20 protein-coding genes are annotated in these 22492 nt (G+C 53.6%); 5 read left to right on the top strand and 15 right to left on the bottom strand.

What is annotated here, in order from left to right; all coding sequences use genetic code 11:
• Positions 1-13: 13 nt before the first annotated feature.
• The 3 genes from SIK69_RS10020 to SIK69_RS10010 are packed head-to-tail and all read right to left on the bottom strand — an operon-like array spanning position 14 to position 3762.
• Positions 14-2170, bottom strand: coding sequence for a polysaccharide biosynthesis tyrosine autokinase (locus tag SIK69_RS10020; protein WP_319786019.1), 2157 nt, complete (start codon positions 2168-2170; stop codon positions 14-16).
• 18 nt (positions 2171-2188) lie between these two features.
• Complete coding sequence (locus tag SIK69_RS10015) at positions 2189-2623, bottom strand: arsenate reductase/protein-tyrosine-phosphatase family protein (RefSeq protein WP_319786018.1); 435 nt, start codon at positions 2621-2623, stop codon at positions 2189-2191.
• The gene (locus SIK69_RS10010) at positions 2623-3762 is read right to left on the bottom strand and encodes a polysaccharide export protein (RefSeq protein ID WP_319786017.1); all 1140 of its coding nucleotides are present in this window, start codon (positions 3760-3762) and stop codon (positions 2623-2625) included. The genes SIK69_RS10015 and SIK69_RS10010 overlap by 1 nt, the downstream gene beginning before the upstream one ends.
• Before the next feature lie 470 nt (positions 3763-4232).
• Between SIK69_RS10010 and SIK69_RS10005 the strand changes: the two genes are divergently transcribed.
• Together SIK69_RS10005 and SIK69_RS10000 are read left to right on the top strand one after the other, a co-directional pair.
• The gene (locus SIK69_RS10005) at positions 4233-5222 is read left to right on the top strand and encodes a sulfate ABC transporter substrate-binding protein (protein ID WP_319627245.1); all 990 of its coding nucleotides are present in this window, start codon (positions 4233-4235) and stop codon (positions 5220-5222) included.
• 93 nt (positions 5223-5315) lie between these two features.
• Positions 5316-6071, top strand: coding sequence for a CDP-diacylglycerol diphosphatase (locus tag SIK69_RS10000; protein WP_319627244.1), 756 nt, complete (start codon positions 5316-5318; stop codon positions 6069-6071).
• A gap of 89 nt (positions 6072-6160) precedes the next feature.
• Here the strand turns inward: SIK69_RS10000 and tpiA are convergent, their stop codons facing one another.
• Together tpiA and SIK69_RS09990 are read right to left on the bottom strand one after the other, a co-directional pair.
• Positions 6161-6928 carry a triose-phosphate isomerase gene (gene tpiA, locus SIK69_RS09995; RefSeq protein ID WP_319627243.1) on the bottom strand — a complete coding sequence of 256 codons (768 nt, stop codon included), beginning with the start codon at positions 6926-6928 and terminating at the stop codon, positions 6161-6163.
• Positions 6929-7037: 109 nt separating this feature from the next.
• A complete protein-coding gene (locus SIK69_RS09990; protein ID WP_319627242.1) occupies positions 7038-7637 on the bottom strand; it encodes a DUF1454 family protein in 600 nt (199 codons plus the stop codon).
• Between the two features lie 114 nt (positions 7638-7751).
• Between SIK69_RS09990 and SIK69_RS09985 the strand changes: the two genes are divergently transcribed.
• Positions 7752-8171: a DUF805 domain-containing protein gene (locus tag SIK69_RS09985; protein WP_319627241.1), complete on the top strand. Its 420-nt coding sequence runs from the start codon at positions 7752-7754 to the stop codon at positions 8169-8171.
• Here SIK69_RS09985 and fpr read toward each other — a convergent pair whose 3' ends face one another.
• The 7 genes from fpr to gmk form a co-directional block, all read right to left on the bottom strand.
• Positions 8172-8918, bottom strand: coding sequence for a ferredoxin--NADP(+) reductase (gene fpr, locus SIK69_RS09980; RefSeq protein ID WP_319627240.1), 747 nt, complete (start codon positions 8916-8918; stop codon positions 8172-8174).
• Between the two features lie 95 nt (positions 8919-9013).
• A complete protein-coding gene (gene glpX / locus SIK69_RS09975) occupies positions 9014-10024 on the bottom strand; it encodes a class II fructose-bisphosphatase (protein WP_319627239.1) in 1011 nt (336 codons plus the stop codon).
• A 44-nt stretch (positions 10025-10068) separates the two neighbouring features.
• On the bottom strand, positions 10069-12150 hold the full coding sequence (gene recG, locus SIK69_RS09970) for an ATP-dependent DNA helicase RecG (RefSeq protein ID WP_319627238.1): 2082 nt from the start codon (positions 12148-12150) through the stop codon (positions 10069-10071).
• Between the two features lie 3 nt (positions 12151-12153).
• The gene (gene trmH / locus SIK69_RS09965; protein ID WP_319786016.1) at positions 12154-12843 is read right to left on the bottom strand and encodes a tRNA (guanosine(18)-2'-O)-methyltransferase TrmH; all 690 of its coding nucleotides are present in this window, start codon (positions 12841-12843) and stop codon (positions 12154-12156) included.
• A 129-nt stretch (positions 12844-12972) separates the two neighbouring features.
• Complete coding sequence (gene spoT / locus SIK69_RS09960) at positions 12973-15090, bottom strand: bifunctional GTP diphosphokinase/guanosine-3',5'-bis pyrophosphate 3'-pyrophosphohydrolase (protein WP_319786015.1); 2118 nt, start codon at positions 15088-15090, stop codon at positions 12973-12975.
• Positions 15091-15109: 19 nt separating this feature from the next.
• Positions 15110-15385 carry a DNA-directed RNA polymerase subunit omega gene (gene rpoZ / locus SIK69_RS09955; RefSeq protein ID WP_110510340.1) on the bottom strand — a complete coding sequence of 92 codons (276 nt, stop codon included), beginning with the start codon at positions 15383-15385 and terminating at the stop codon, positions 15110-15112.
• Positions 15386-15438: 53 nt separating this feature from the next.
• Complete coding sequence (gene gmk, locus SIK69_RS09950) at positions 15439-16062, bottom strand: guanylate kinase (RefSeq protein WP_319627235.1); 624 nt, start codon at positions 16060-16062, stop codon at positions 15439-15441.
• Positions 16063-16316: 254 nt separating this feature from the next.
• Between gmk and ligB the strand changes: the two genes are divergently transcribed.
• A complete protein-coding gene (gene ligB / locus SIK69_RS09945) occupies positions 16317-17990 on the top strand; it encodes an NAD-dependent DNA ligase LigB (protein WP_374941347.1) in 1674 nt (557 codons plus the stop codon).
• Here ligB and SIK69_RS09940 read toward each other — a convergent pair.
• The 3 genes from SIK69_RS09940 to SIK69_RS09930 all read right to left on the bottom strand — a co-directional run bounded on the left by SIK69_RS09940 (position 17987) and on the right by SIK69_RS09930 (position 21502).
• The gene (locus SIK69_RS09940; RefSeq protein WP_319627233.1) at positions 17987-19639 is read right to left on the bottom strand and encodes a phosphoethanolamine transferase; all 1653 of its coding nucleotides are present in this window, start codon (positions 19637-19639) and stop codon (positions 17987-17989) included. The two genes, ligB and SIK69_RS09940, sit on opposite strands and share 4 nt — an antisense overlap.
• 138 nt (positions 19640-19777) lie before the next feature.
• The gene (locus SIK69_RS09935) at positions 19778-20395 is read right to left on the bottom strand and encodes a trimeric intracellular cation channel family protein (protein WP_319627232.1); all 618 of its coding nucleotides are present in this window, start codon (positions 20393-20395) and stop codon (positions 19778-19780) included.
• 243 nt (positions 20396-20638) lie between these two features.
• Positions 20639-21502: a YicC/YloC family endoribonuclease gene (locus SIK69_RS09930; protein WP_319627231.1), complete on the bottom strand. Its 864-nt coding sequence runs from the start codon at positions 21500-21502 to the stop codon at positions 20639-20641.
• Between the two features lie 249 nt (positions 21503-21751).
• Here SIK69_RS09930 and rph point away from each other — a divergent pair, with 249 nt between their 5' ends.
• Positions 21752-22468 (top strand): ribonuclease PH, encoded by a 717-nt coding sequence (gene rph, locus SIK69_RS09925; protein WP_319627230.1) that lies wholly within the window; start codon positions 21752-21754, stop codon positions 22466-22468.
• Positions 22469-22492: the final 24 nt, after the last annotated feature.

Here is a 22492-nt window from a genome sequence, read left to right as displayed (position 1 = left end):
GAAATTTATACTATCAGGCCTTTTCCTGGCGATATGACGAGCCATACGCGCTGTAGCCGTAACGGTAGTCGCTGCTTTTCCTTCTCTTCACGCCGTTCAGGATCCACCCCTGCACTTCGATGCCGTTTTGCTTAAAACGTCGGATGCAGACCTCAACCTCTTTCACCGTATTCAATTCAAAGCGCGCCACCATCAAGATAGTATCCGCATGATGACCCACAATCGTTGCATCCGTCACCGCCATCATCGGTGGGGTATCAATGATAATCAGATCATAGCGTGAAGATGCGGTGTCGAGCAGTTCCCTGAAGGCGGGGCTCGTCAGCAACTCAGCCGGATTGTTGGGGACATGGCCGCGAGAAAGATAGTCCAGCCCGATATCGGGCAGTGAAATCACGCTCTTTTCAAAGGTACTGGTCCCCTGCAGGATATCTGCCAGTCCGCCGCTTTCCTCCAGACCGAACAATTTGTGCAAATAGCCTTTGCGCATATCCGCATCAATCAAAAGCACCTTTTTCTGCGTTTGCGCAATGACTGCCGCCAGGTTGCTGCTGATAAATGTTTTGCCCGCGCCAAGGCTGACGCCTGAAATCATCAGCACGTTATTTTTCGCCTCCATCATGGTGAAGTACAGGCTGGTACGCAGGCCGCGAAGGGTCTCAATGGCCATATCTGCGGGATTGTTGATGGCCAACACCAGACTGGCTGTTCCTGTTCGGCTGTTGATATTTTTTTTGCGCTGCCACTCGGAGTGGGGAATGCTGGCAAACACGTTGATGCCTCTCTCTTCCAGCTGTTCCTGAGAGCTAATTCCCTGATGAAGAGAGAATTTCAACAGCACAATCGCTGCGGAAACCATGGCTCCCAGCATCATGCCAACCACCACAATAATCGTTTTTTGTGGTTTGACGGGTTTTACCAACGTGACTGCATCGTCGATGATTCGCACATTGCCGATGGCGCTGGATTTGGCGACGCTCAGTTCCTGTTGTCGGCTGAGTAACTGCAGATAGACCGCACGCCCTGAATCCACATCCCGGCTCAGACGGAGCACTTCCTGCTGCGTCGAGGGCATGGAACTCACGCGCTTGTTCATTTTGGCCCTTTCGCTTTGCAGCGTTTGGCGTTTTTCCCTTAAGGCCCGGTAGTTCGGGTGCTCTTTTTTATAACGCTGCGAAATTTCTGCTTCGCGGAATGTCAGTTCATTGAGCTGATTCTCAATGTTAACGATCTGGTCGAGGGCAGATTTGGCTTCCATGTTTAAGTCGACCGAGTCTTTCTGTTTTCGATAGGCGTTGAGCTTATCTTCTGCACGGTCAAGGTCGTGGCGGATCGCGGGCAACTGCGTGTCGAGAAACGCGAGGCTTTTGCCATCCTGCTCCGCCTGGCGGGTAATATTCTGTGCCAGATAATTCTCGGCGATATTCTGCACAATCGCATTAATGAGTTGCGGGTCTTCGCCGGTCATGGTCAGGTTAAGCATGCCGGTGTCTTTCCCCTGTTCAGAGACGTTAAAGCTTGCCTGCAACAGGGTTATGGCTTGCAGGCGCGATGTTTGGGTCACTGTGAACTGCGTGCCGGGTTCGGCATTGATTTCGCTGACCAGCAGCGATACCCCGTTTTTTTCTAATGGTTCACCCTTACGGCCATCAAACTCAAAGCCCTCCCCGGAAAGATGGTATTGATTGCTATCGATGACCCTGATCGTGGCACTGGCGCTTTCATCGTTCTTGAGTGGGAGAACCAGTTGCGTTAACCCTATCTTGCCGGGCTTTTGCCCTCGTAGCCGGGCTATCGTACGGCCTATTAAAGGTAGATAGCGGGGTTGAATTGTCGTCTGGAGCGCCAGGGCATCAACGGTTGTACCGAGGATCATCCGCGAGCGCAGTAGCATAATTTCTGGCGCAGATTGTGGCTGGTTATCCGGCAGCATCTGGCTCAAGTTATTAAGCAATGCATTCCCCTGTTTTTGTTCAATCTGAATCAGCGCATTGGCCTGATAAATCGGGGTGGCATTCAGGGCATAGCCTATTGCTGCGAGGGTAAATACCGCCGTTATCGCCACGATAAGCTTATAGCTCTCAAGGAGCACGCCTAGCAGCATCAGAAGATTAATCTCTTCCACATCGCCCTGAGATCGGGCGGCGTTTTTTATATTTTTTAATGACATTGCGTCGCTACCTGATTATTAACTGGCGAGTTTGCTGACCCACGCCTGACACGATTGGTTGATCAATTGAAAGACGTGATTAAAGGCTTCATCGCTTTGATGCCAAGGATCGGGAATTTCCATTTGATTGAACCAGTAGCCCAACAGCATGCTTTTACTGCGGGCTTCAGGTGCAATATGGGCGATGTGTTTGAGATGTTCTTTCTCCATCACCAGAATGAGATCGTATTGGGTGCTCAGCGCGGCAGTAAATTGCCGGCTTTGATGGCCATCAAGCGATAATTGGTGTCGATTGGCGACGCGCTTTATATCAGGATCGGCGCTTCGACCAGACCGGGCGACCATTCCCGCTGAATCTATGGTTTTATGCGGTAGATGGTGGCGCAACAGCCGCTCACCGAGGGGAGAGCGGCAGATGTTGGCCGTGCAAATGATGAGAATGGCATTACACATTAGCGGGGCCACGTTTTGATATAACGCACCGTTTCGGTGAGATCGTGAACACCACTAATGGTCGGAACCAGCTGCGAAATAACACGGTTCCATCTCACCAGCGGCGCGGTGGTGACATAGACGATATCGTAGGGCTGCAGCTGAAATTCGGTACTGAGCACCATGGCAGCTGCATCTTTTGCATCCAGCTGATAAATGGTGGCAATTTTCCCATCGGCCTCTTTCGCTTTCTGGCGAATAATAAATATCCCAGATGCATCCGCCATGCTCTGGTTAATCCCGTTGGCGTTACCTAAAGCTTCCGCAAGCGTCATGCCGCTGCGATCCATTTTCAGCGTGCTCTGTTTGGCGACCTCGCCCATTACAAATACTTTCAGGTCATCGTTACGCGGGACGAAAAGAATATCGCCTGGATAGAGCAAATGATTTTGGGTGAGGTCCCCGCGTTGCATCAGGGCATACAGCGAAATTTTGGTGTCCTTACCGTTATGCGTCAGCACCACGTTTCGCCAGTCGGCATCGGCTGTTAAACCGCCTGCGGTATTAATCGCATCCATGACGGTGAGGGGCACATTGGTAATGGCCTGCTGACCTGATTTTGCCACCTCGCCAGTGATATAGACTTTTTGCGAGCGAAACGATGCCACGCTGACATCCACCTGCGAGCTTTCGATGACGCTATTCAATCCATGCGTGAGGGTAGTGCGAACCTCTTCCAGCGATTTCCCCACCACATGTACTTTGCCGACATAAGGGTAGAAAATGGTACCGTCAGATTTAACCCAGTTCCCCGTGTCACTGCCGCTACGATACTGGCCTGCCGGGGTGGTGAGTTCCGGATGATCCCAGACGGTGACCATCAGGACATCGCCCACGCCGATACGGTATTCGTACTGGTCAATCAGCGTCTCGAGTTGGGGATTAGGCCGTGAGGAAACGACAGGGGAGCGCAGCCGGTCAATAACCTGCGGCGTTAAAGGCATTACGCCGACCAGCTGGTTGATGTCATAGCCATCGTTCGCCCCCGTCACCCGCGCTTTGTGCGTGAGGCTCAGATCTTGTCCAGGAGAGAGTGTGCAGCTGGTGAGTAAGGGTAAAAAGGGTACCAAAGCTAAGACGTTAAACCATGAATTTTTCATTTGGCTCTATAAATAATGAGTGATTTATTTGTTTGTTTTTATAAAAAATGTCGGCCCTAAAATAAGTTGGTAGGGCATAATTAGAACAATTGCCTTCGGAGTAATTAACAGTGCCGAATACATTTAACTGCATGATTCATAAGATGAACATTTCCGCGCCGCAATGGTATCCCTGAACTTAACCTTTGCTCAACTTAATAATATTATTAGAAATCACGTACCACTTCATTTTCGGGTTAAAAGGGTTTTTTAGGTTTTGGCAATAATTACTGGAGTCACAGGGTTAATTAATTTCTGTTTTATTGGAAAGGTTGAGTCATTCGTTCATAACGAATACTAATAATTCCATTATCATGGGCATCAGGGTCGCTTATTTCATAAAGTTATAGCCAATCTTTTTTTATTCTTTAATCATCGGATCTGTTTCTGGCAGGCTACGTTCATCACAACATCACATAAGAGAGCGGGCGATGAACAAGTTAGGCCTCGGGTTAACGCTGCTGCTGGCTTCCGCTGGCGTTCTGGCAAAAGATATTCAGTTACTCAATGTTTCGTACGATCCGACGCGTGAGCTTTACGACAACTACAACAAAGCATTCAGCGCTTACTGGAAACAGAAAACCGGTGACAACGTGGTCGTTCGCCAATCGCACGGCGGTTCCGGGAAGCAGGCCACCTCGGTTATCAACGGCATCGAAGCCGATGTGGTGACCCTGGCGCTGGCCTATGACGTGGATGCGATCGCCGAGCGCGGTCGTATCGATAAACACTGGATCAAACGCCTGCCGGATAACTCCGCACCGTATACCTCGACCATCGTTTTCCTGGTGCGTAAAGGCAACCCGAAACAAATCCACGATTGGAACGATCTGATCAAACCCGGCGTGTCGGTTATCACTCCGAACCCGAAAAGCTCCGGCGGCGCACGTTGGAACTATCTGGCAGCCTGGGGTTATGCCCTGCACCACAACAACAACGATCAGGCGAAAGCCCAGGACTTCGTGAAAGCCCTGTATAAAAACGTCGAAGTACTGGATTCCGGCGCGCGCGGTTCGACTAATACCTTCGTCGAGCGCGGGATTGGCGATGTGTTGATTGCCTGGGAAAACGAAGCGCTTCTGGCAACCAAAGAACTTGGCAAAGATAAATTCGAAATCGTGACCCCGAGCGAATCGATTCTGGCTGAACCGACCGTTTCGGTGGTCGATAAAGTGGTCGACAAGAAAGGCACGCGCGACGTAGCAGACGCCTATCTGAAGTATCTCTATACCCCAGAGGGCCAGGATATTGTTGCGAAGAACTACTACCGCCCACGTGACGCGGCGGTTGCGAAGAAATACGAAAGCGAATTCCCGAAACTGAAGCTATTCACCATCGATCAGGAATTTGGCGGTTGGACGAAGGCGCAGAAAGATCACTTCTCCAACGGCGGCACGTTTGACCAAATCAGTCAGCGATAAACGCCAAAAACCAAGCGGCCCTACGGGGCCGTTTTTATTTGGTCATCATTTTGCGCTACCCTTGCGCTTCAGAGCTTTCACAGGGACCGAAAAATGAAGCGCATTAACTACCTGATTCTGGGGATCATTGTTTTAGTTGGCGGGGTGGCCGCGGGCGGCTGGTTCTGGCTGCATTCTGGCAATCCCGATGCCTTACGCCATTTTGTTATCGATCAATGCGTACCTAACCAGCAGCAGCATCAGTCGCCTGCGCCGTGTGCGTCGGTGAATCTGCAGGGCGGCTATGTGCTGTTCAAAGACCGGAACGGGCCATTGCAGTATCTGCTGATGCCTACATACCGCATCAATGGCACCGAAAGTCCGCTATTGCTCAATCCGCACACCGCGAATTTCTTCTGGCAGGCCTGGCAAAGCCGCCAGCTGATGAGTGTCCGACACGGCTCGCCGGTGCCTGATTCTGCCGTCTCCCTGACCATCAATTCGCGGACCGGACGCACGCAAAACCATTTCCATATCCACATCTCCTGCCTGCGGTCCGATGTACGTCAGCAACTCGACGCCAGCCTGGATTCAATCAGCAGCCGCTGGCTACCGTTGCCGGGTGGGATGCGCAGCCATCAATACCTTGCTCGCCGCGTGACGGAATCGGAGCTGGCACAGAAAAGTCCGTTCCTGATGCTGGCGGAAGAAGTGCCGGAAGCGCGTGACCACATGGGACGCTTTGCCCTGGCGATGGCGCAGCAGAGCGACGGTACCTTTGTGTTGCTGGCGACCGAGCGTGATTTGCTCACCCTGAACCGTGCCTCAGCGGAAGAACTTCAGGATCATCGCTGCGAAATCTTGCAATAAGACCACTGCGGGTAAGCCATAAAAAAGCCCGGTCGCAATGACGCCGACCGGGCCTTATGTTTCTGTTCGTTTCTGAACTACACCAGCGGTTAAGCCTGTTTAGCGGCTTCTGCTGCTTTAACGATTACCGCAAAAGCGTCAGCTTTCAGGGAAGCACCGCCAACCAGCGCGCCGTCGATGTCCGGCTGGGTGAACAGTTCAGCAGCGTTAGCAGCGTTAACAGAACCACCGTACTGAATGATGACCTGCTCGGCCACTTTCGCATCGGCTTTAGCAATGTGATCGCGGATGAATTTGTGAACCGCCTGAGCCTGAGCTGGGGTGGCAGATTTGCCAGTACCGATAGCCCATACAGGTTCGTAAGCGATAACCACGCCTTCGAATGCTGCTGCGCCCTGAGTTTTCAGAACGGCATCAATCTGACGGGCGCACACTTCTTCGGTTTTGCCCGCTTCGTTTTCTGCTTCGGTTTCACCGATGCACAGAACCGGCACCAGACCCTGCTCTTTCAGCACGGCGAATTTCTTGGCGATCAGTTCGTCAGATTCTTTGTGGTAAGTACGACGCTCAGAGTGACCGATGATGATGTATTTCGCGCCGATATCTTTCAGCATTTCCGCGGAGGTTTCACCGGTGAATGCGCCGGACAGGTTCAGGTCAACGTTCTGCGCGCCCAGGATGATATGGCTGCCGCCAGCGGCCTGTTTAGCCAGGTCGATGTACATTTCCGGCGGCGCGATAGCCACGCCACAACCGGTCACGCCGGACAGCTCTTTACGCAGGTTAGTCACCAGCTCGTTCACCATGTGGCGGCTGCCGTTCAGTTTCCAGTTACCCATCACTAAAGGATGTCGCATTTGAATTCTCCACGCTACTTAAGCGAATTAAGGAATATGGCCACCCATCAGGGCGGCATGGTCTGTGAAACAGTATAGAGATTCGACGCTGGAAAGGCTTTGCTTTTTGTCATTTATTGTTGCTTTCCAGAGTCTCAGATAGCGCCAGCTTAATCGGTTCAACAGCGAAGGTCAGGCCTTTTTCGCCGTTGTCTGCGACCACATAACGAAGTGCGCCTTCGCTGCTGGTGTAGAACCGCTTGTACTTGCCAGCGTTGAGCAGCTTTTGCAGTTTTTGCAGGCTTTGCGCCTTGGTGATGGCCGGAGTAAAGACGCGCAACACAGCGCTCATGTACTCCAGCGCCTTCGCTTTGGCGGCTTTTTGCTCCGGCCCCTGAATCGGAAGCCAGGTAATCTGCATTGATTTAATTTTCAGTGTGCCGCGCTCCAGGGCGGTGGAGGCATACAGATTTTCATTAATTTTGCTGGCGGCGCGGGTGAGGCTGAGCCGATCGCGGCTGGTGGTTATCGAGCGAAATTCATTCAGCGGCAGCGTTGGATTGTCCGCATTAAACTTCTCGCGGAACTGACTTACCGAGAGGTCAAAGGTTGGCGCACCCGAGAGCAGATAAGGCGCGGTGGTGTTCTCGCCTGTTTCAGCCGACAGCGCGTTCGGGCCGACAGCCAGCGCCATCAGCCCAACAAAACACAGAGTCAGCCATTTAATCATCTACATCACCTAAGATTTTTTCCTGAGACGATTAAAACGGTAAACCGCCCCGCTTGTCAAAAAGAGACCACTTCAGGGTAAACTACGCCCCATTACGATGATAAGGATTTTCCCATGACCCTACAGCAGTGGTTATTTTCGATTAATGGGCGTATTGGACGCCGTGACTTCTGGATTTGGATTGGCATTTGGGTGCTGGCGATGGTTGTGCTGTTCACCCTGGCCGGTGGCGGCTGGCTGAATCTGCAAACCGCCGCGTTTGCGCTGGTGTGTCTGCTGTGGCCGACCGCGGCGGTGACCGTGAAACGTCTGCACGATCGCGGTAAATCAGGCATTTGGGCGCTGTTGATGATCCTGGCGTGGATGCTGCTCGCCGGAAACTGGGCGATGTTGCCGGGCGTCTGGCAGTGGGGCGTGGGCCGCTTTATTCCCACTCTGATCATCGTGATGATGCTGATTGACCTGGGCGCGTTTGTTGGCACCCAGGGTGAAAATAAGTACGGAAAAGAGACGCTGGACGTTAAATACCGCTGATCACCAGTAGTGTTCGGCGGTCATATGGCCCGGTCGGCGGCGCAAATGTTTGGTCATCTGCCGGGAGTCTTTCAGCAATTGCTGAGTGTCGCGCACCATCTGCGGGTTGCCGCACAACATGACATGGCTGTTTTCTGCGGTCATCGTCAGGCCCGTTGCGGTTTCCAGCGCGCCGCTTTCAATCAGCGCTGGGACGCGGCCCGTAAGCGAGCCTGGCACAGCTTCACGGCTCACCACGGTTTGAACCCGCAGTTTCCCCTCATAGCGCTGTTGCAGCTCTAGCATCAGCGGCAGATAGCTTAAATCGGCGGCATAACGCACGGCGTGTACCAGCACCAGATTTTTGAAGCGCGCTAAATCTTTGCCTTCCTGCAAAATCGAGAGATATGGCCCCAGTGCAGTCCCGGTCGCCAGCATCCACAGCGTTTCACAATCCGGCACTTCATCCAGCACAAAGAACCCTGCCGCTTCGCTGACCAGCTGGACTTCATCGCCAGGTTTCAGCGCCGCCAGCCGTGGGCTGAGCTTACCTTCGGGAACGGTAACCAGATAAAATTCGAGGTCAGGATTGCTCGGGGCGTTGACGTAGGAATAGGCGCGCTGAACGCGCTCGCCGTCAATTTCCAGCCCCAGCTTGGTAAACTGTCCGGCCGTGAAGGGGTGAACGGGGGCATGAACGGTGAGGCTGAACAGGGCGTCTGTCCAGTTCTCGATTTTGGTAACTTTGCCTGTGACCCAATCCGCCATGGTCGTCTCCTCGTTGCGTTGATAGTCCTATCTTCGCCACCCGGAGGAAAGATTTCCAGCCCCAAAGGGCCGGAAAGCTCTATTGATCAAAAGAATCAGAGGATGTGACGCTGGATCTCGGGATCTTTGCGATCGAGATAGTGAATCGACTGAATGCGGCGGATGGTGCGCGATTTACCACGAATCATCAGAGTTTCGGTGGTGGCGATATTACCCTTGCGGGTGATCCCGTCCAGCAGGTCGCCTTTGGTTATCCCGGTGGCAGAGAAAATGACGTTATCGCTGCGGGCCATTTCGTCGAGGCGCAGAACTTTACCGGCTTCGATGCCCATCGCGGCGCAGCGTTCCAGTTCGTTTTCGCCGATACGACGGTTCTCCGGCGTGTCGCCTTTGACATCGTGACGGGCCAGCAGACGGCCATGCATATCGCCATCAAGCGCGCGGATCACCGCCGCCGACACCACGCCTTCCGGCGCGCCGCCAATCCCGTACAGCACGTCCACTTCGCTGTCTGGCATACAGGTGAGAATCGAGGCCGCTACATCGCCATCGGGAATCGCGAACACGCGCACGCCAAGTTGCTGCATGTCAGCAATCACCTGGTCATGGCGCGGCTTGGCGAGAATGGTTACCGTGAGTTCTGACAGCGGTTTATCCAGTGCCTTTGCAACGTTGCGCAGGTTATCTTCCAACGGTAGATTGAGGTCGATTGCGCCTTTCGCACCCGGGCCGACAATCAGCTTTTCCATGTACATGTCCGGTGCGTTGAGGAAGCAGCCTTTATCGCCGACCGCCAGTACCGCCAGCGCGTTGGCCTGGCCCATGGCGGTCATACGGGTGCCTTCAATCGGATCGACCGCGATATCCACCGCGTCGCCCTGGCCGGTGCCGACCTGCTCGCCGATAAACAGCATCGGGGCTTCATCGATTTCACCTTCACCGATCACAATAGTACCGTCGATATTGACCTTATTGAGCATGATGCGCATGGCGTTCACCGCGGCACCGTCGGCGATATTTTTATCACCCCGGCCCAGCCATTTATAACCCGCAAGCGCGGCGGCCTCGGTCACACGCGAAAATTCGATGGCAAGTTCTCGTCTCATAACATACTCGTTTGGAAGCTAAGAATGGCACGCAGCGCTGGTGGCTACGCGTTGGAATATCGTTCGGTTTCCGGCATCCAGCGTTCGATTAACGCTTGGGCCTGCTCGGGATATCTTTCATGAATATGTCGCGCGATGCGTTGAACGTCGGGGATCATTGCCTGATCGCGCAGCAAATCGGCCACTTTAAATTCAGCTGCACCGGTCTGACGTGTGCCGAGCAGTTCGCCGGGGCCGCGGATTTCGAGGTCTTTTTGGGCAATCACAAAACCGTCGTTACTGTCGCGTAAAACCTGTAACCGCTTTTGCGCCGTTTTCGACAGCGGTGCTTTATAGAGTAGTACACAGTGTGAAGCGACCGCGCCACGGCCTACGCGTCCGCGTAGCTGGTGGAGCTGCGCCAGACCCAGACGCTCTGGGTTTTCGATGATCATCAGGCTGGCGTTGGGCACGTCTACCCCGACTTCAATCACCGTGGTGGCGATCAGTAAATGGAGTTCACCCTGCTTGAAGGCTTGCATCACAGCCTGCTTCTCAGCAGGTTTCATACGACCATGTACCAGGCCGATATTCAGCTCCGGTAGCGCGATTTTCAGTTCTTCCCAGGTGGCTTCTGCCGCCTGCGCTTCCAGTAAATCGGACTCTTCAATCAGGGTGCAGACCCAATAGGCCTGACGCCCTTCGTGCATACAGGCATGGCGCACACGCTCGATAATTTCATGCCGTCGTGTATCGCCAATGGCTACGGTGGTCACCGGGGTACGGCCCGGCGGCAGCTCGTCAATAACCGAGGTGTCGAGATCGGCGTAGGCAGTCATCGCCAGGGTGCGCGGGATAGGCGTCGCGGTCATGATCAACTGATGAGGGTGGAAGCCCTGCTGCTGACCTTTCTCCCATAGCGCCAGACGCTGGTGGACGCCGAAGCGGTGCTGTTCGTCAATGATAACCAGCGCCAGGCCATTGAACTGCACCTGCTCCTGGAAAATGGCGTGGGTGCCGACAACCATTTGCACCTGGCCGCTGGCGATGGCTTCCTGCTGTGCCAGACGCGCTTTACCTTTCTGTTTGCCCGCCAGCCAGCCCACTTCAATACCCAGCGGGGCAAACCAGCTGCGGAAGTTATTGGCATGCTGCTCAGCCAGTAGTTCGGTTGGTGCCATCAGGCCCACTTGTTTGCCGTGGGCGATAGCCCGCAGGGCGGCCAGAGCGGCAACCAGCGTTTTCCCCGAGCCGACATCGCCCTGCACCAGGCGCATCATCGGGATGTCCTGTGCCAGATCTTTTTCGATTTCAGCCACGACCCGCGCCTGTGCGGCGGTTGGCTTAAACGGCAGGGCCGCAAGCAGGCCGTTTTTCAGTTCGTCTTTCGCCGGAAGCGATTCGGCGTGATAGCGTTGGGCACCCGCGCGAAGCGCCAACATGCTGAGATTATGGGCCAGCAACTCTTCCATGATCAGGCGGCGCTGTGCCGGGTGTTGGCCACTTTCTAAATCCGTCAGCTGTAACGACGGCGGGGGCCGGTGTAGTGTGCGTAACGCTTCCGGCAGGCTCATCAAGCCCTGGGCCAATTCCGGCGGCAACAGTTCGGTGATGGCGCAGGTGTCGAGTAAATCCAGCGCCTGGTCGGTTAGCTTGCGCAACGTGGCCTGACGAACACCTTCGGTGGTCGGATAGACCGGCGTCAGCGTTTCCTGCAACTCTGGCTCGCTCAAATCGCCCTGCACGCGATATTCCGGATGGATCATCTCCGCGCCGTATTTCCCGCGCTTGGCTTCCCCGTAGGCCAACACACGGCGGCCGGTGGCGAGACTGTTTTTCATCGCCGCGTTGAAGTTGAAAAAGCGCATAGTGAGGATGCCGGTGCCGTCGCTGATCTGGCAGGTCATCATTCGGCGACCACCGAAGGTGATATTGCTGTTGAGGACTTCGCCTTCCACCGTGGCGTAGATGCCAGGCAGCAGGTCGTTAATGGGGTAAAGCTGGGTGCGGTCTTCGTAACGTAGCGGCAGGTGCAGGAGCAAGTCCTGCACGTTATGCAGACCGATTTTCGCCAGTTTGCTGGTTTGCGCCGCGCCAACGCCCGTTAATGCACTGAGCGGGACGGCATCCAGCAGACGGCCTTTCATGGCTTACTTCGCCGCCTGCATGGTGGCCCACCAGCTTGCATCGGCCTCGATTTCCCCACGGCCATTGACGTGCGGATACGGGAGCTTTTTGCGTTTTGCGACGTGCGCCAGAACCGGATAGCCGCCCTCGAACAGCAAACGCTGCTGCTCGTCATCCGCCAGCACGCTGTTTTCACGCAGATACATACCGGCATTTTGCCGTTGGCGCTGGGCTTCGTAGAGGATAAGCGCCGAGGCCACGGAGACGTTCAGCGACTGCACCATCCCGGTCATCGGGATAATGATGTCCTGATCGGCAAGATCTAAGGCTTCCTGAGTAATGCCGGTTTTTTCCTGACCCATCAGAATGCAGGTCGGACGCGTGTAGTCGATTTCACGAAAATCGACAGCGTTATCAGAGAGATGGGTCGCAAGGATTTGCATACCACGGTTTTTCAGTACGCTCACCGCATCGCCGATGGTTGGATGAGTTTTAACCTGCACCCAGCTGTTACTGCCTGCGGCGGCAGAGGCCATGGTGCGCATGCGATTGCCCGGCCAAACGGCGTGAACTTCATGCACGCCAACGGCATCGGCCGTGCGGATAATCGCGGAGACATTATGAGGTTTATGGACCTGCTCCATGCAGACCGTCAGATCAGGCTGACGCCTGGCGAGCATCTCACATATACGCGCATAACGCTGTGTATTCATAAACACTTCATCCTTCAAATTGCCTCAGCGTTGCCTGCGCTCACTCACCCCAGTCACGTACTTCTGTACGTTTCCGGGGATTCATTCGCTTGCCGCCTCGACGCAATTCGAATGATTTTGTGTTTAACACTAGTTTCTATTACGGGTGACTTTAATCACATCCGGCATAACGCGAATTTTGCGCATAATGTTGGCCAGATGGACGCGATCGCGTGCCGTCAGACGAATGAAGGCGCTGTAGACGCGACCATCTTTCTCTTCCGTATTCAGGCTCTGAATATTGGATGAGGCGGTGTTGATTGCGGCGGTGAGATTCGCCAGCGCACCCTGATGGTTGAACATATCCACCTTAATTTCGGTGATAAATTCCTGTTCGGTCTCTTTATCCCACTCCACGGCCATGAATTTTTCTGGTTCTTTCTGGTAACCGCGAATATTTCGGCACGACTCGTGGTGAATAACCAACCCTTTGCCCGGGCTGACGTGGGCGATGATCGGATCGCCTGGAATAGGGCGACAGCACTTGGCGAAGGTGATCAGCACGCCATCTGCGCCTTTAATCGGCAGATGACCATGGCCGGTTGGCGTGGATTGTAGCTGTGCTGCGCCCGCTTCGCCCTGTTGAAGATTTTTCGCGACCACAACGCTCATGGCATTGCCCAGACCAATTTCGGCCAGCAGATCGTCGAGCGTTGGGAGTTTCATGCGGACCAGTTCGCGATGAATATTTTCCTGCGGAATTTCTGCCAGCTTGCGGCTGCCGCCGAGCGCATGGTTCAGCAGGCGACGGCCGAGGCTGACGGAGTCTTCGCGTTTCAGGTTTTTCAGCAACTGCCGAATTCTTGCACGCGCTTTAGAGCTGACAACAAAGTTCAGCCACGCGGCGTTCGGTCGAGCGCCCGGTGCGGTAATAATCTCCACCGTCTGCCCGCTGGTGAGCGGCTGCGACAGAGGATACGGCTGCCTGTCGACGCGTGCGCCAACGCAGGCATGACCGATATCGGTATGCACCGCATAGGCGAAATCCACCGGCGTAGCGCCAGCAGGCAGTTCGACAATGCGGCCTTCCGGGGTGAAAACATAAATCTCATCCGGGAAGAGATCAGATTTTACGCTCTCGATAAATTCAAATGAGCTACCGGCGCTCTGCTGCAGTTCCAGCAGGCTTTGCATCCAGCGCTGGGCGCGGATTTGCGCGGTGGTACTGCTCTCGCCGTTCTCTTTGTACGCCCAGTGAGCGGCAACACCCATCTCTGCCATCATGTCCATGTCTTCGGTGCGGATCTGCACCTCAACGGGCACGCCGTGCGGGCCAATCATGGAGGTATGCAAGGACTGATATCCGTTCGCTTTTGGAATGGCGATATAGTCTTTCACCCGGCCCGGACGCGGTTTGTACAGACTGTGCATCTGCCCCAGAACGCGATAACAGGTGTCGAAATCATGCACGATCACGCGGAAGGCGTAGATATCCATGATCGAGTGAAAACGCTGCTCCTTGAGCACCATTTTGCAGTAGATGGAGTAAAGATGTTTTTCCCTGCCGCTGACGCGACATGGGATACCCGCTTCCTGTAAACGCCCATCGATTTCCGAAAGGATTTTTTGAATCATCTCTTTACGGTTACCGCGTGCCGCTTTAACCACTTCTTTAATGACGCGATAGCGATTCGGATACAGCGCTTCAAAGCCCAGCTCTTCAAGCTCGGTTTTGATGTGATGGATACCTAAACGGTGCGCCAGAGGACTGTAGATTTCCAGCGTTTCGCGGGCGATGCGGCGACGTTTATCCGGACGAAGAGAGCCCAGGGTGCGCATGTTGTGAGTACGGTCGGCAAGTTTGATGAGTATGACGCGGATATCCTGCACCATCGCCATAATCATCTTGCGGAAGTTTTCGGCTTGCGCCTCTTTCTTATCGCGGAACTTAAGCTTATCAAGCTTCGACACCCCTTCTACCAGTTCGGCGACGCTTTTACCAAACAGCTGTTCCATATCCTGGTAGGTGGCGGGGGTATCTTCAATCACGTCATGCAATAGCGCGGCCATCAGCGTTTCATAGTCGAGTTTCATCTCGGCCAGAATGCAGGCGACGGCTACCGGATGGGTGATATAGGGTTCACCGCTTGAACGTGTCTGTCCCTCGTGAGCATCACGTGCGACGAGATAGGCCTGCTGAAGACGCTTAATCTGGTCTTCTGGCAGGTAAGTTTGAATCAGCTGATTCAGGCTCTCAAACAGATACAAGGGCGACCCGCAGGGTTAATTAACGACGACCTTCAGCAATGGCGGTTACGGCCTGCAGTTCTGCGGCTTCCTGCTCTTGCTGCTCCTGGCGATCACGAACGTCGAGGATCTGGTTGTTGATCAGACCTTCTTCGATTTCGCGCAGCGCGATTACGGTAGTTTTGTCGTTCTCTTCCGGTACCAGTGGATCTTTACCGCCTGTCTGCATCTGACGAGCGCGACGCGCGGCGACCAGCACCAGGTCAAAACGGTTACCAATTTTTTCTACAGCGTCCTGAACAGTTACGCGTGCCATATTTCAAAGCTCCACAGATGACGAAATGACTGGGCATGATACTGAATGTGGGTTCAGTCTGCCAATAGTTTGCTGATTAAAGCGTCATGGCGCTGTTTTTGGCGGCTCATGCGCAGACGTTCAGCACGAATGATGGTCTTCAAATCGCCCAGGGCGGTATCAAAATCATCGTTCACAATCAGGTAGTTATATTCGGCGTAGTGGCTCATTTCCGCCACGGCCTGCGCCATACGTTTGGCGATCACTTCTTCGCTATCCTGGCCACGACCGCGTAGACGGCGATCGAGTTCGTCTTTCGACGGCGGCAGAATAAAGATACTGCGCGATTCCGGCATGGCTTTGCGGATTTGCTGCGCGCCCTGCCAGTCGATATCGAGGAACACATCGACACCGGATTTCAGAATCTGCTCGATGGTTTCACGCGAAGTACCGTAATAATTACCAAAAACTTCTGCGTGCTCAAGAAACGCATCTCGGCCAATCATCGCTTTGAATTCGGCGTGATCAACAAAGAAATAATGCTCACCGTGAACTTCACCCGGACGCGGCGCGCGCGTGGTGTGTGAAACAGAAACCTGGGTGTCGTATAACGGTTGGGTTTTCAGTAATGCCTGAATCAGGCTGGATTTACCCGCGCCACTAGGGGCAGAAACAATATAAAGCGTGCCTTGAGCCATGAGAGTCTTGTGTATGTTGAGTCGAAAGAAAGTCTACATACGACCCTATTATACACGTCACCGCTGCGTGACGTAGTCTTTGTCACACTTTTTGCGTGAGTTTCTTTACTTTTGCGCACTGCTTTCCTGATTTTTCTACCTGTTGCAGCAACAACGCATATTTCTCTGAATCCTCTGCGCAAACCCGTAAATCCCGCCTCGTCAGCGAATTGTGGTCGCGTTACAACCTGTCGTAATTGAGCAGGAGAAGAGACATGATAGGGATAAGAGGAATAGTGATGGTGGTTTTGGCGGCACTGGCATGTTCAACCCAGGCGGCTTGCCCGAGATGGTCTGCAGCCAGGGCTACACAGGAAATTACCCGCCTGCAGCGGCAAATAGACGAGTGGAATAATGCATATTGGCAGGCGGGTATCAGTGAGGTCAGTGATGATGAATTCGATCAGCTCAGCGCGCAGTTAACACGGTGGCGTCGATGCTTTGATAAAGTCATCAAAATCCCCGAAATCCCAGCGCAGAAAGGCGCTCTCACTCATCCAGTGGCGCACACCGGCGTGCGTAAGCTGAAAGACAGCCAGGCTGTCGCCCTTTGGATGCAAGATAAAACAGACTTATGGATCCAGCCCAAAGTTGACGGTGTGGCAATGACGCTCGTTTATCGTAGCGGGAAACTGGTGCAGGCGATCAGCCGGGGAGATGGCCTGGCCGGAGAGGACTGGACGGCAAAGGCGCGTCAAATTCCGGCAATCCCCAAAAAACTCTGGGGCAGACTGGCCAACAGCGTGCTGCAGGGGGAGCTTTTTCTTCGACAAGCTGGACATATCCAACAGCAAAAGGGGGGGATCAACGCCCGTTCAAAAGTTGCGGGTGCCATGCTGCGTAAAGCTGATTCAGGCCTGCTTTCTGAGTTAGCCGTGTTTATTTGGGGTTGGCCCGATGGCCCTGCTGAGATGCCTCAACGGCTGGCACTCCTGCATGAGGCCGGTTTTACCTCGGTGGCGGAATACTCTCTTCCCGTGAAGACCGTTTCAGAGGTGGCAGCCCAACGCCAGCGATGGTTCTCTTCGTCGTTGCCTTTTGCCACTGACGGCATCGTGCTGCGCTCGGCAAAAGAGCCCGATGCGCGGTACTGGCAACCGGGAGAAGGCACCTGGGTGGCTGCCTGGAAATATCCGCCAGTAACACAAATCGCCGAGGTGAAAGCCATTGAATTTGGCGTAGGACGTACCGGTAAAGTCGCCGTGGTGGCTCGGCTTGATCCCGTTCTGCTGGATGATAAACAGGTTCGCCGGGTGAATGTTGGGTCACTTCGGCGCTGGCAGGAGTGGGATATTGCCCTCGGCGATCGGCTGAATATCAGCCTCGCCGGGCAAGGTATCCCGCGTATTGATAGCGTTGCCTGGCGCACCGTTCAGCGCATTAAGCCCACTCCACCGGCTGGAAACGTCAATGAGCTGACCTGTTTTTGGTCCTCACCTGAGTGTCAGCCACAGTTTTTGGCGCGGCTGGTATGGGCGGCTCAGCAGTTGCACATTGACGGGGTGGGCGAAGCGAGTTGGCGGGCGCTGTCTCAGGCGCATCATTTCGAACACCTGTTTTCATGGCTGGCGCTGGATGAAGCGCAACTGCGTCAAACGCCAGGCGTGTCGGCGGGTAAAGCGCGAATGATCTGGCATCAATTTAACCTGGCGAAGCAGCAACCTTTTACACAGTGGCTGCTGGCGATGGGTATCCCACTCAGTCAAAAAACGCTATTGGGTCTGCGGGCGCAAGGGTGGGGGCAGCTTGTGGATATACAAACAGAAGACTGGCAAAAACTGCCGATGATTGGAAAAACCAAAGCCAGCCAATTGAGGCGCTGGCTGGCGGATTCGCAGGTTAAGGGGTTGGCGCAGTGGCTTACGGGTTATCACATTGAGGGTTTTTAAAGAGAGTTTTTCCCTACTTTGCGAAAACGGGTATTTTTCTCTGGCGAACTGAAGGTGTCACGCAGATCGTCATAATCGAAAATATGTCGACCACCATCCATCACCGGGAATGATGTCTCTGGTTTATAACAGGCTTCAAGAGGGGATTCGCAGTGAGAGACTCCCGTTGTAATTCCCATCAGACTGATCATCAATTCATAGTTATGCGCAGTGGAGTAGCGTTCTTCCACTGTACCAAGTCGGCGCGGTTTGCTGGCAAGGGCTGATGGGCTGTACCAAATAAATTGCGGTACATCATAGGCTTCCTTACTCGGATTACGAGAACCGTGCATGTAGTGCGATTCAAGACTCGGGTTTTTCTCTAAACCATGATCGGAGAAATAAAGCAGCGTCGAGGCACTGTTGTTAAGGCGTTTGACGACTTCCCCAATAACGTGGTCGGTATAACGAATAGCGTTGTTATAACAATCTTCATATTTATCTTGGGTATGGAAATAGTCCGCAGACGCGGGATAGCGAATACAGGCCATTTCATGGCTGCCGTTTATATGCAATACAATCAGTTTGCGGCCCGCAACCGTCAGGGCTTTATCCAGCGCAGGAAGGAGCTCTTCATCATAGTTAGTGTTGATCCACTGTGCCTTTTGACTCAGTGAGGCAATCGCTACCACATAGTTATTACTTTTCCCTGAATTGCCTTGGGCACTGATCCACTCGGTGTAAAAACCTGCTTCATTGGCGACGCGAAGAATATTATCGGCCAGTTCATTGGCAGTGAAATTGTCAGGATCTGCTTTGCTAAGGATCATTGGCACGGCCAAAACCGTTGCCGATGCAGGCGCAATCGCGTGCTCGAACACCAGTGCATTCTGACGAAAGGTGGACGCAACGGGGGTGGTATCCAGGCCGAAACCATACAGCTGCATGTTGCTGCGGCGGGCAGATTCACCCACGATAACAACATAGTTCTCAATGCCGGTATCGCTAACGGTTAATGCCGGATAGTGAAGATCGGCCTTATAAATTTGCTCGGCGAGTTTACTGTCACGCACCGCAATAATAAATTCTGACGCCACATAAAATGGGGTATTAGCCAAAACGCGAGAGCTTAACGGGTAATAAACTTCCAGATCTTTACGCTGCTTCAACCAGCTTGCAGAGGTGTACCAGACAAAAAACACCGCTAACAAGCTCATACCCACGCGCTGAGTCGTGGTGGAGGTATTTTCAGCCAGATAACGAATGGCCATCAGTGTCACGATGAAATAGAGCGCAATGATCGGTATGTCATAGGTAAAAAGACCGGACATACTGGTCACTTCGCTGAAGTGCGTGGTCAAAATACTCATAGCGAAAACGCTACTGAATTCGCTTTGGTATATGCGCCAGGTACAAAATGAAATCGCAAAGTTGAGGGTTAAGGCGATGGTCAGCAGTAGAGAAAATAATTTCCCGACAAAGTAGCGATAGACCGCAGCGGCTGACAGCAGCAAAAGTGCGTTACAAATCGCTATGCGAATCACGAACCTGAACGGCAGCGTGAAGGCTGCAGGCCAGATCTGAATCAGCATGGAAAAAAGAAAGGCCAGGATAAAATACTGGCTAAGATTCTTTTTAAGAATAGGTAGCGATGCACTGATAAACGACATAATAGACTTAATGTAAATTGGACTTAAAAAATTGTCGCTATTGTATCCGTTTTTTCAAAATTTCGCTGTGCGGGATGTGTGTTTTTCGCCGTAAATTAATCAGTAGGCAGAGCATTTGCCCCATATTTTGGCTAAAAATTAATGTGAATTGTGCGTGTAATGAAAAACGGGCAGCCCAAGCTTAAGCCGTAGGGCTAACATGCGCATCGTAAAGCCAAACAGCAGCGTGGCGATCACAACCACGTCATGGCTACTGACGTAGTGCTGTAGGGCGATATACAGTACCGCAGAGGCAAACGAGACGCCGGCATACAGCTCTTTCTGAAAGACCAGTGGAATGCGTTTACAGAACATATCGCGTAGCACGCCGCCAAAGACACCCGTGATGACCGCCGCGATGGTGGCAATAATGGGTCCTTCACCCATATCGAGGGCAATTTGCGCCCCGATAATGGAAAATACCACCAGACCCAGGGCATCCAGTACCAGGAACAATTTGCGCAGATGTGGCATCACAGGAGCCAGGATGGTGGTCAGCACCGCGGCAACCGCCACAATAACCACATATTCTGGATGCTTCACCCAGCCCAGCGGATAGTGTCCGAGCAGAATATCGCGCACGGAACCGCCACCCAGCGCCGTCGCGGTAGCAATAATAATGACGCCGAAGGTATCCATCCGACGACGGCCCGCAGCCAGCGCGCCTGTCATTGCTTCCGCAGTGATACCGATAAGATAGAGAATATGTAGCAGCATGGTCGCCCCCGAACTGTGTCGAGGCAGATTAGCGATTTGTGCGCTGCATCACGATTGAGATTTTCTAAGGCAAATCGGAAAGGATTAGTTTTTCTTATTCAAGGTTGCTCGCGGGTGAAGGATTGGCGGCTTTGGTTTTAAATTATGGATTAGAAAAAGTATGCCATAGATGTTGTGTAGCGTGGGATTTACGGTGACGAGCGTAGGATGGGAGGAAGCCCGGAGAGCCGGGCTTCCTGACGCTTACTCGATATTCTGAATTTGTTCGCGCATCTGCTCAATCAGCACTTTCAGCTCAATGGCCGAGTTAGTGACTTCGCTGTTGATCGATTTGGAACCCAGGGTGTTAGATTCGCGGTTGAATTCCTGCATCATAAAGTCGAGGCGACGGCCAACGGCTTCTTTCTTCTTCAGGATATTCCACGTCTCTTTGACGTGGGCTTCCAGTCGGTCGAGCTCTTCAGCGACGTCGATACGCTGCGCCATCATCACTAGCTCCTGCTCAAGACGGTTGTTCTCAAGCTGGACCTGCGCTTCTTCAAGTTTGGCGACCAGACGCTCGCGTTGCCATTGCATTATTTCAGGCATATGAGCACGCACTTTGCTGACTTCTGCGCTAACACCGTCGAGACGCTGTTCGATTAAGGCTTTCAGCGCCTGGCCTTCGGTTTCACGGGCCACGATGAAATCATCCAGAGCGCCATCAAGGGCTGACAGAATCTCCGCGGTGATGGCATCCAGGTCTTGTTCTTGTGCAGCCATTACACCCGGCCAGCGCAGAATATCAACCGGGTTAACCTCACCTTCGTCGCTCTGCATTTTGACCCAGTTGGCAGCGTTAACCAGCTGTTTAGCCAGCTTTTCGTTGAGAATAAGCTCACCTTGGGCGCTCGGGTCCTGCTCAAAACGCAGCGTGCATTCGACTTTACCACGCGTCAGACGGGCACGAATACGCTCACGAACCACGGGCTCCAGGCTACGGAACTGCTCCGGCATGCGGAAATAAGTTTCGAGATAACGCTGGTTTACCGAGCGCAGTTCCCACGCGGCACTGCCCCATTCACCCTTGATTTCACGCCGGGCATAGGCGGTCATACTGCGGATCATAGACGTTCCTGTTTTGAAAGGAGAGATGGGGGGATTATAGCTAGCGGGGCTTTTTCATGATAGGAATATGCATCCTTAATCCGTATATACACGTCATCTTTCAGGCTGCTTCTTTGTTGGCTGCCTTCGCTCACCCCAGTCACTTACTGATGTAAGATCCTGGAAATTCACTCAGTTGCCGCCGCGATGCAACCTAAATGATTTTGTGTATAATGCGCGCCACACTCGTTTTAAGCCGGAGATATCATCATGCGTCCAGCAGGCCGTAGCGCTCATCAGGTGCGTCCCGTAACCCTGACCCGTAACTACACCAAACACGCTGAAGGCTCCGTGCTGGTCGAATTCGGTGATACGAAAGTGCTGTGCACTGCCTCTATTGACGAAGGCGTACCGCGCTTTCTCAAAGGCCAGGGCCAAGGCTGGATCACCGCCGAATACGGTATGCTGCCGCGTTCGACGCATACCCGTAATGCCCGTGAAGCGGCAAAAGGGAAGCAGGGCGGGCGTACTATGGAAATCCAGCGTCTGATCGCCCGTGCGCTGCGCGCTGCGGTCGATCTGAAAACCCTGGGTGAGTTCACCATCACCCTGGACTGCGATGTAATTCAGGCCGATGGCGGCACGCGTACGGCTTCCATTACTGGTGCCTGCGTGGCGCTGGCAGATGCGCTGAATAAACTGGTGGCTGCCGGTAAGCTGAAAACCAACCCAATGAAAGGCATGGTTGCTGCGGTTTCCGTCGGCATCGTGGCGGGTGAAGCGCTGTGCGATCTCGAGTATGTAGAAGATTCCGCCGCAGAGACCGACATGAACGTGGTGATGACTGAAGATGGTCGCATCATCGAAGTTCAGGGCACGGCAGAAGGCGAGCCGTTCACCCATGAAGAATTGCTGACCCTGCTGGCGCTGGCCAGAGGGGGAATTGAATCCATTGTCGCGACGCAGAAAGCGGCACTGGAAAATTGATTTTAAGGGCGACGTTGTCGCCCT

The organism is Scandinavium lactucae, from assembly GCF_033843265.1.
GTDB classification, from domain to species: Bacteria; Pseudomonadota; Gammaproteobacteria; order Enterobacterales; family Enterobacteriaceae; genus Scandinavium; species Scandinavium lactucae.
Note: the sequence above shows the minus strand (reverse complement) of the source record. Positions and strands in the feature narration are given on the sequence as shown.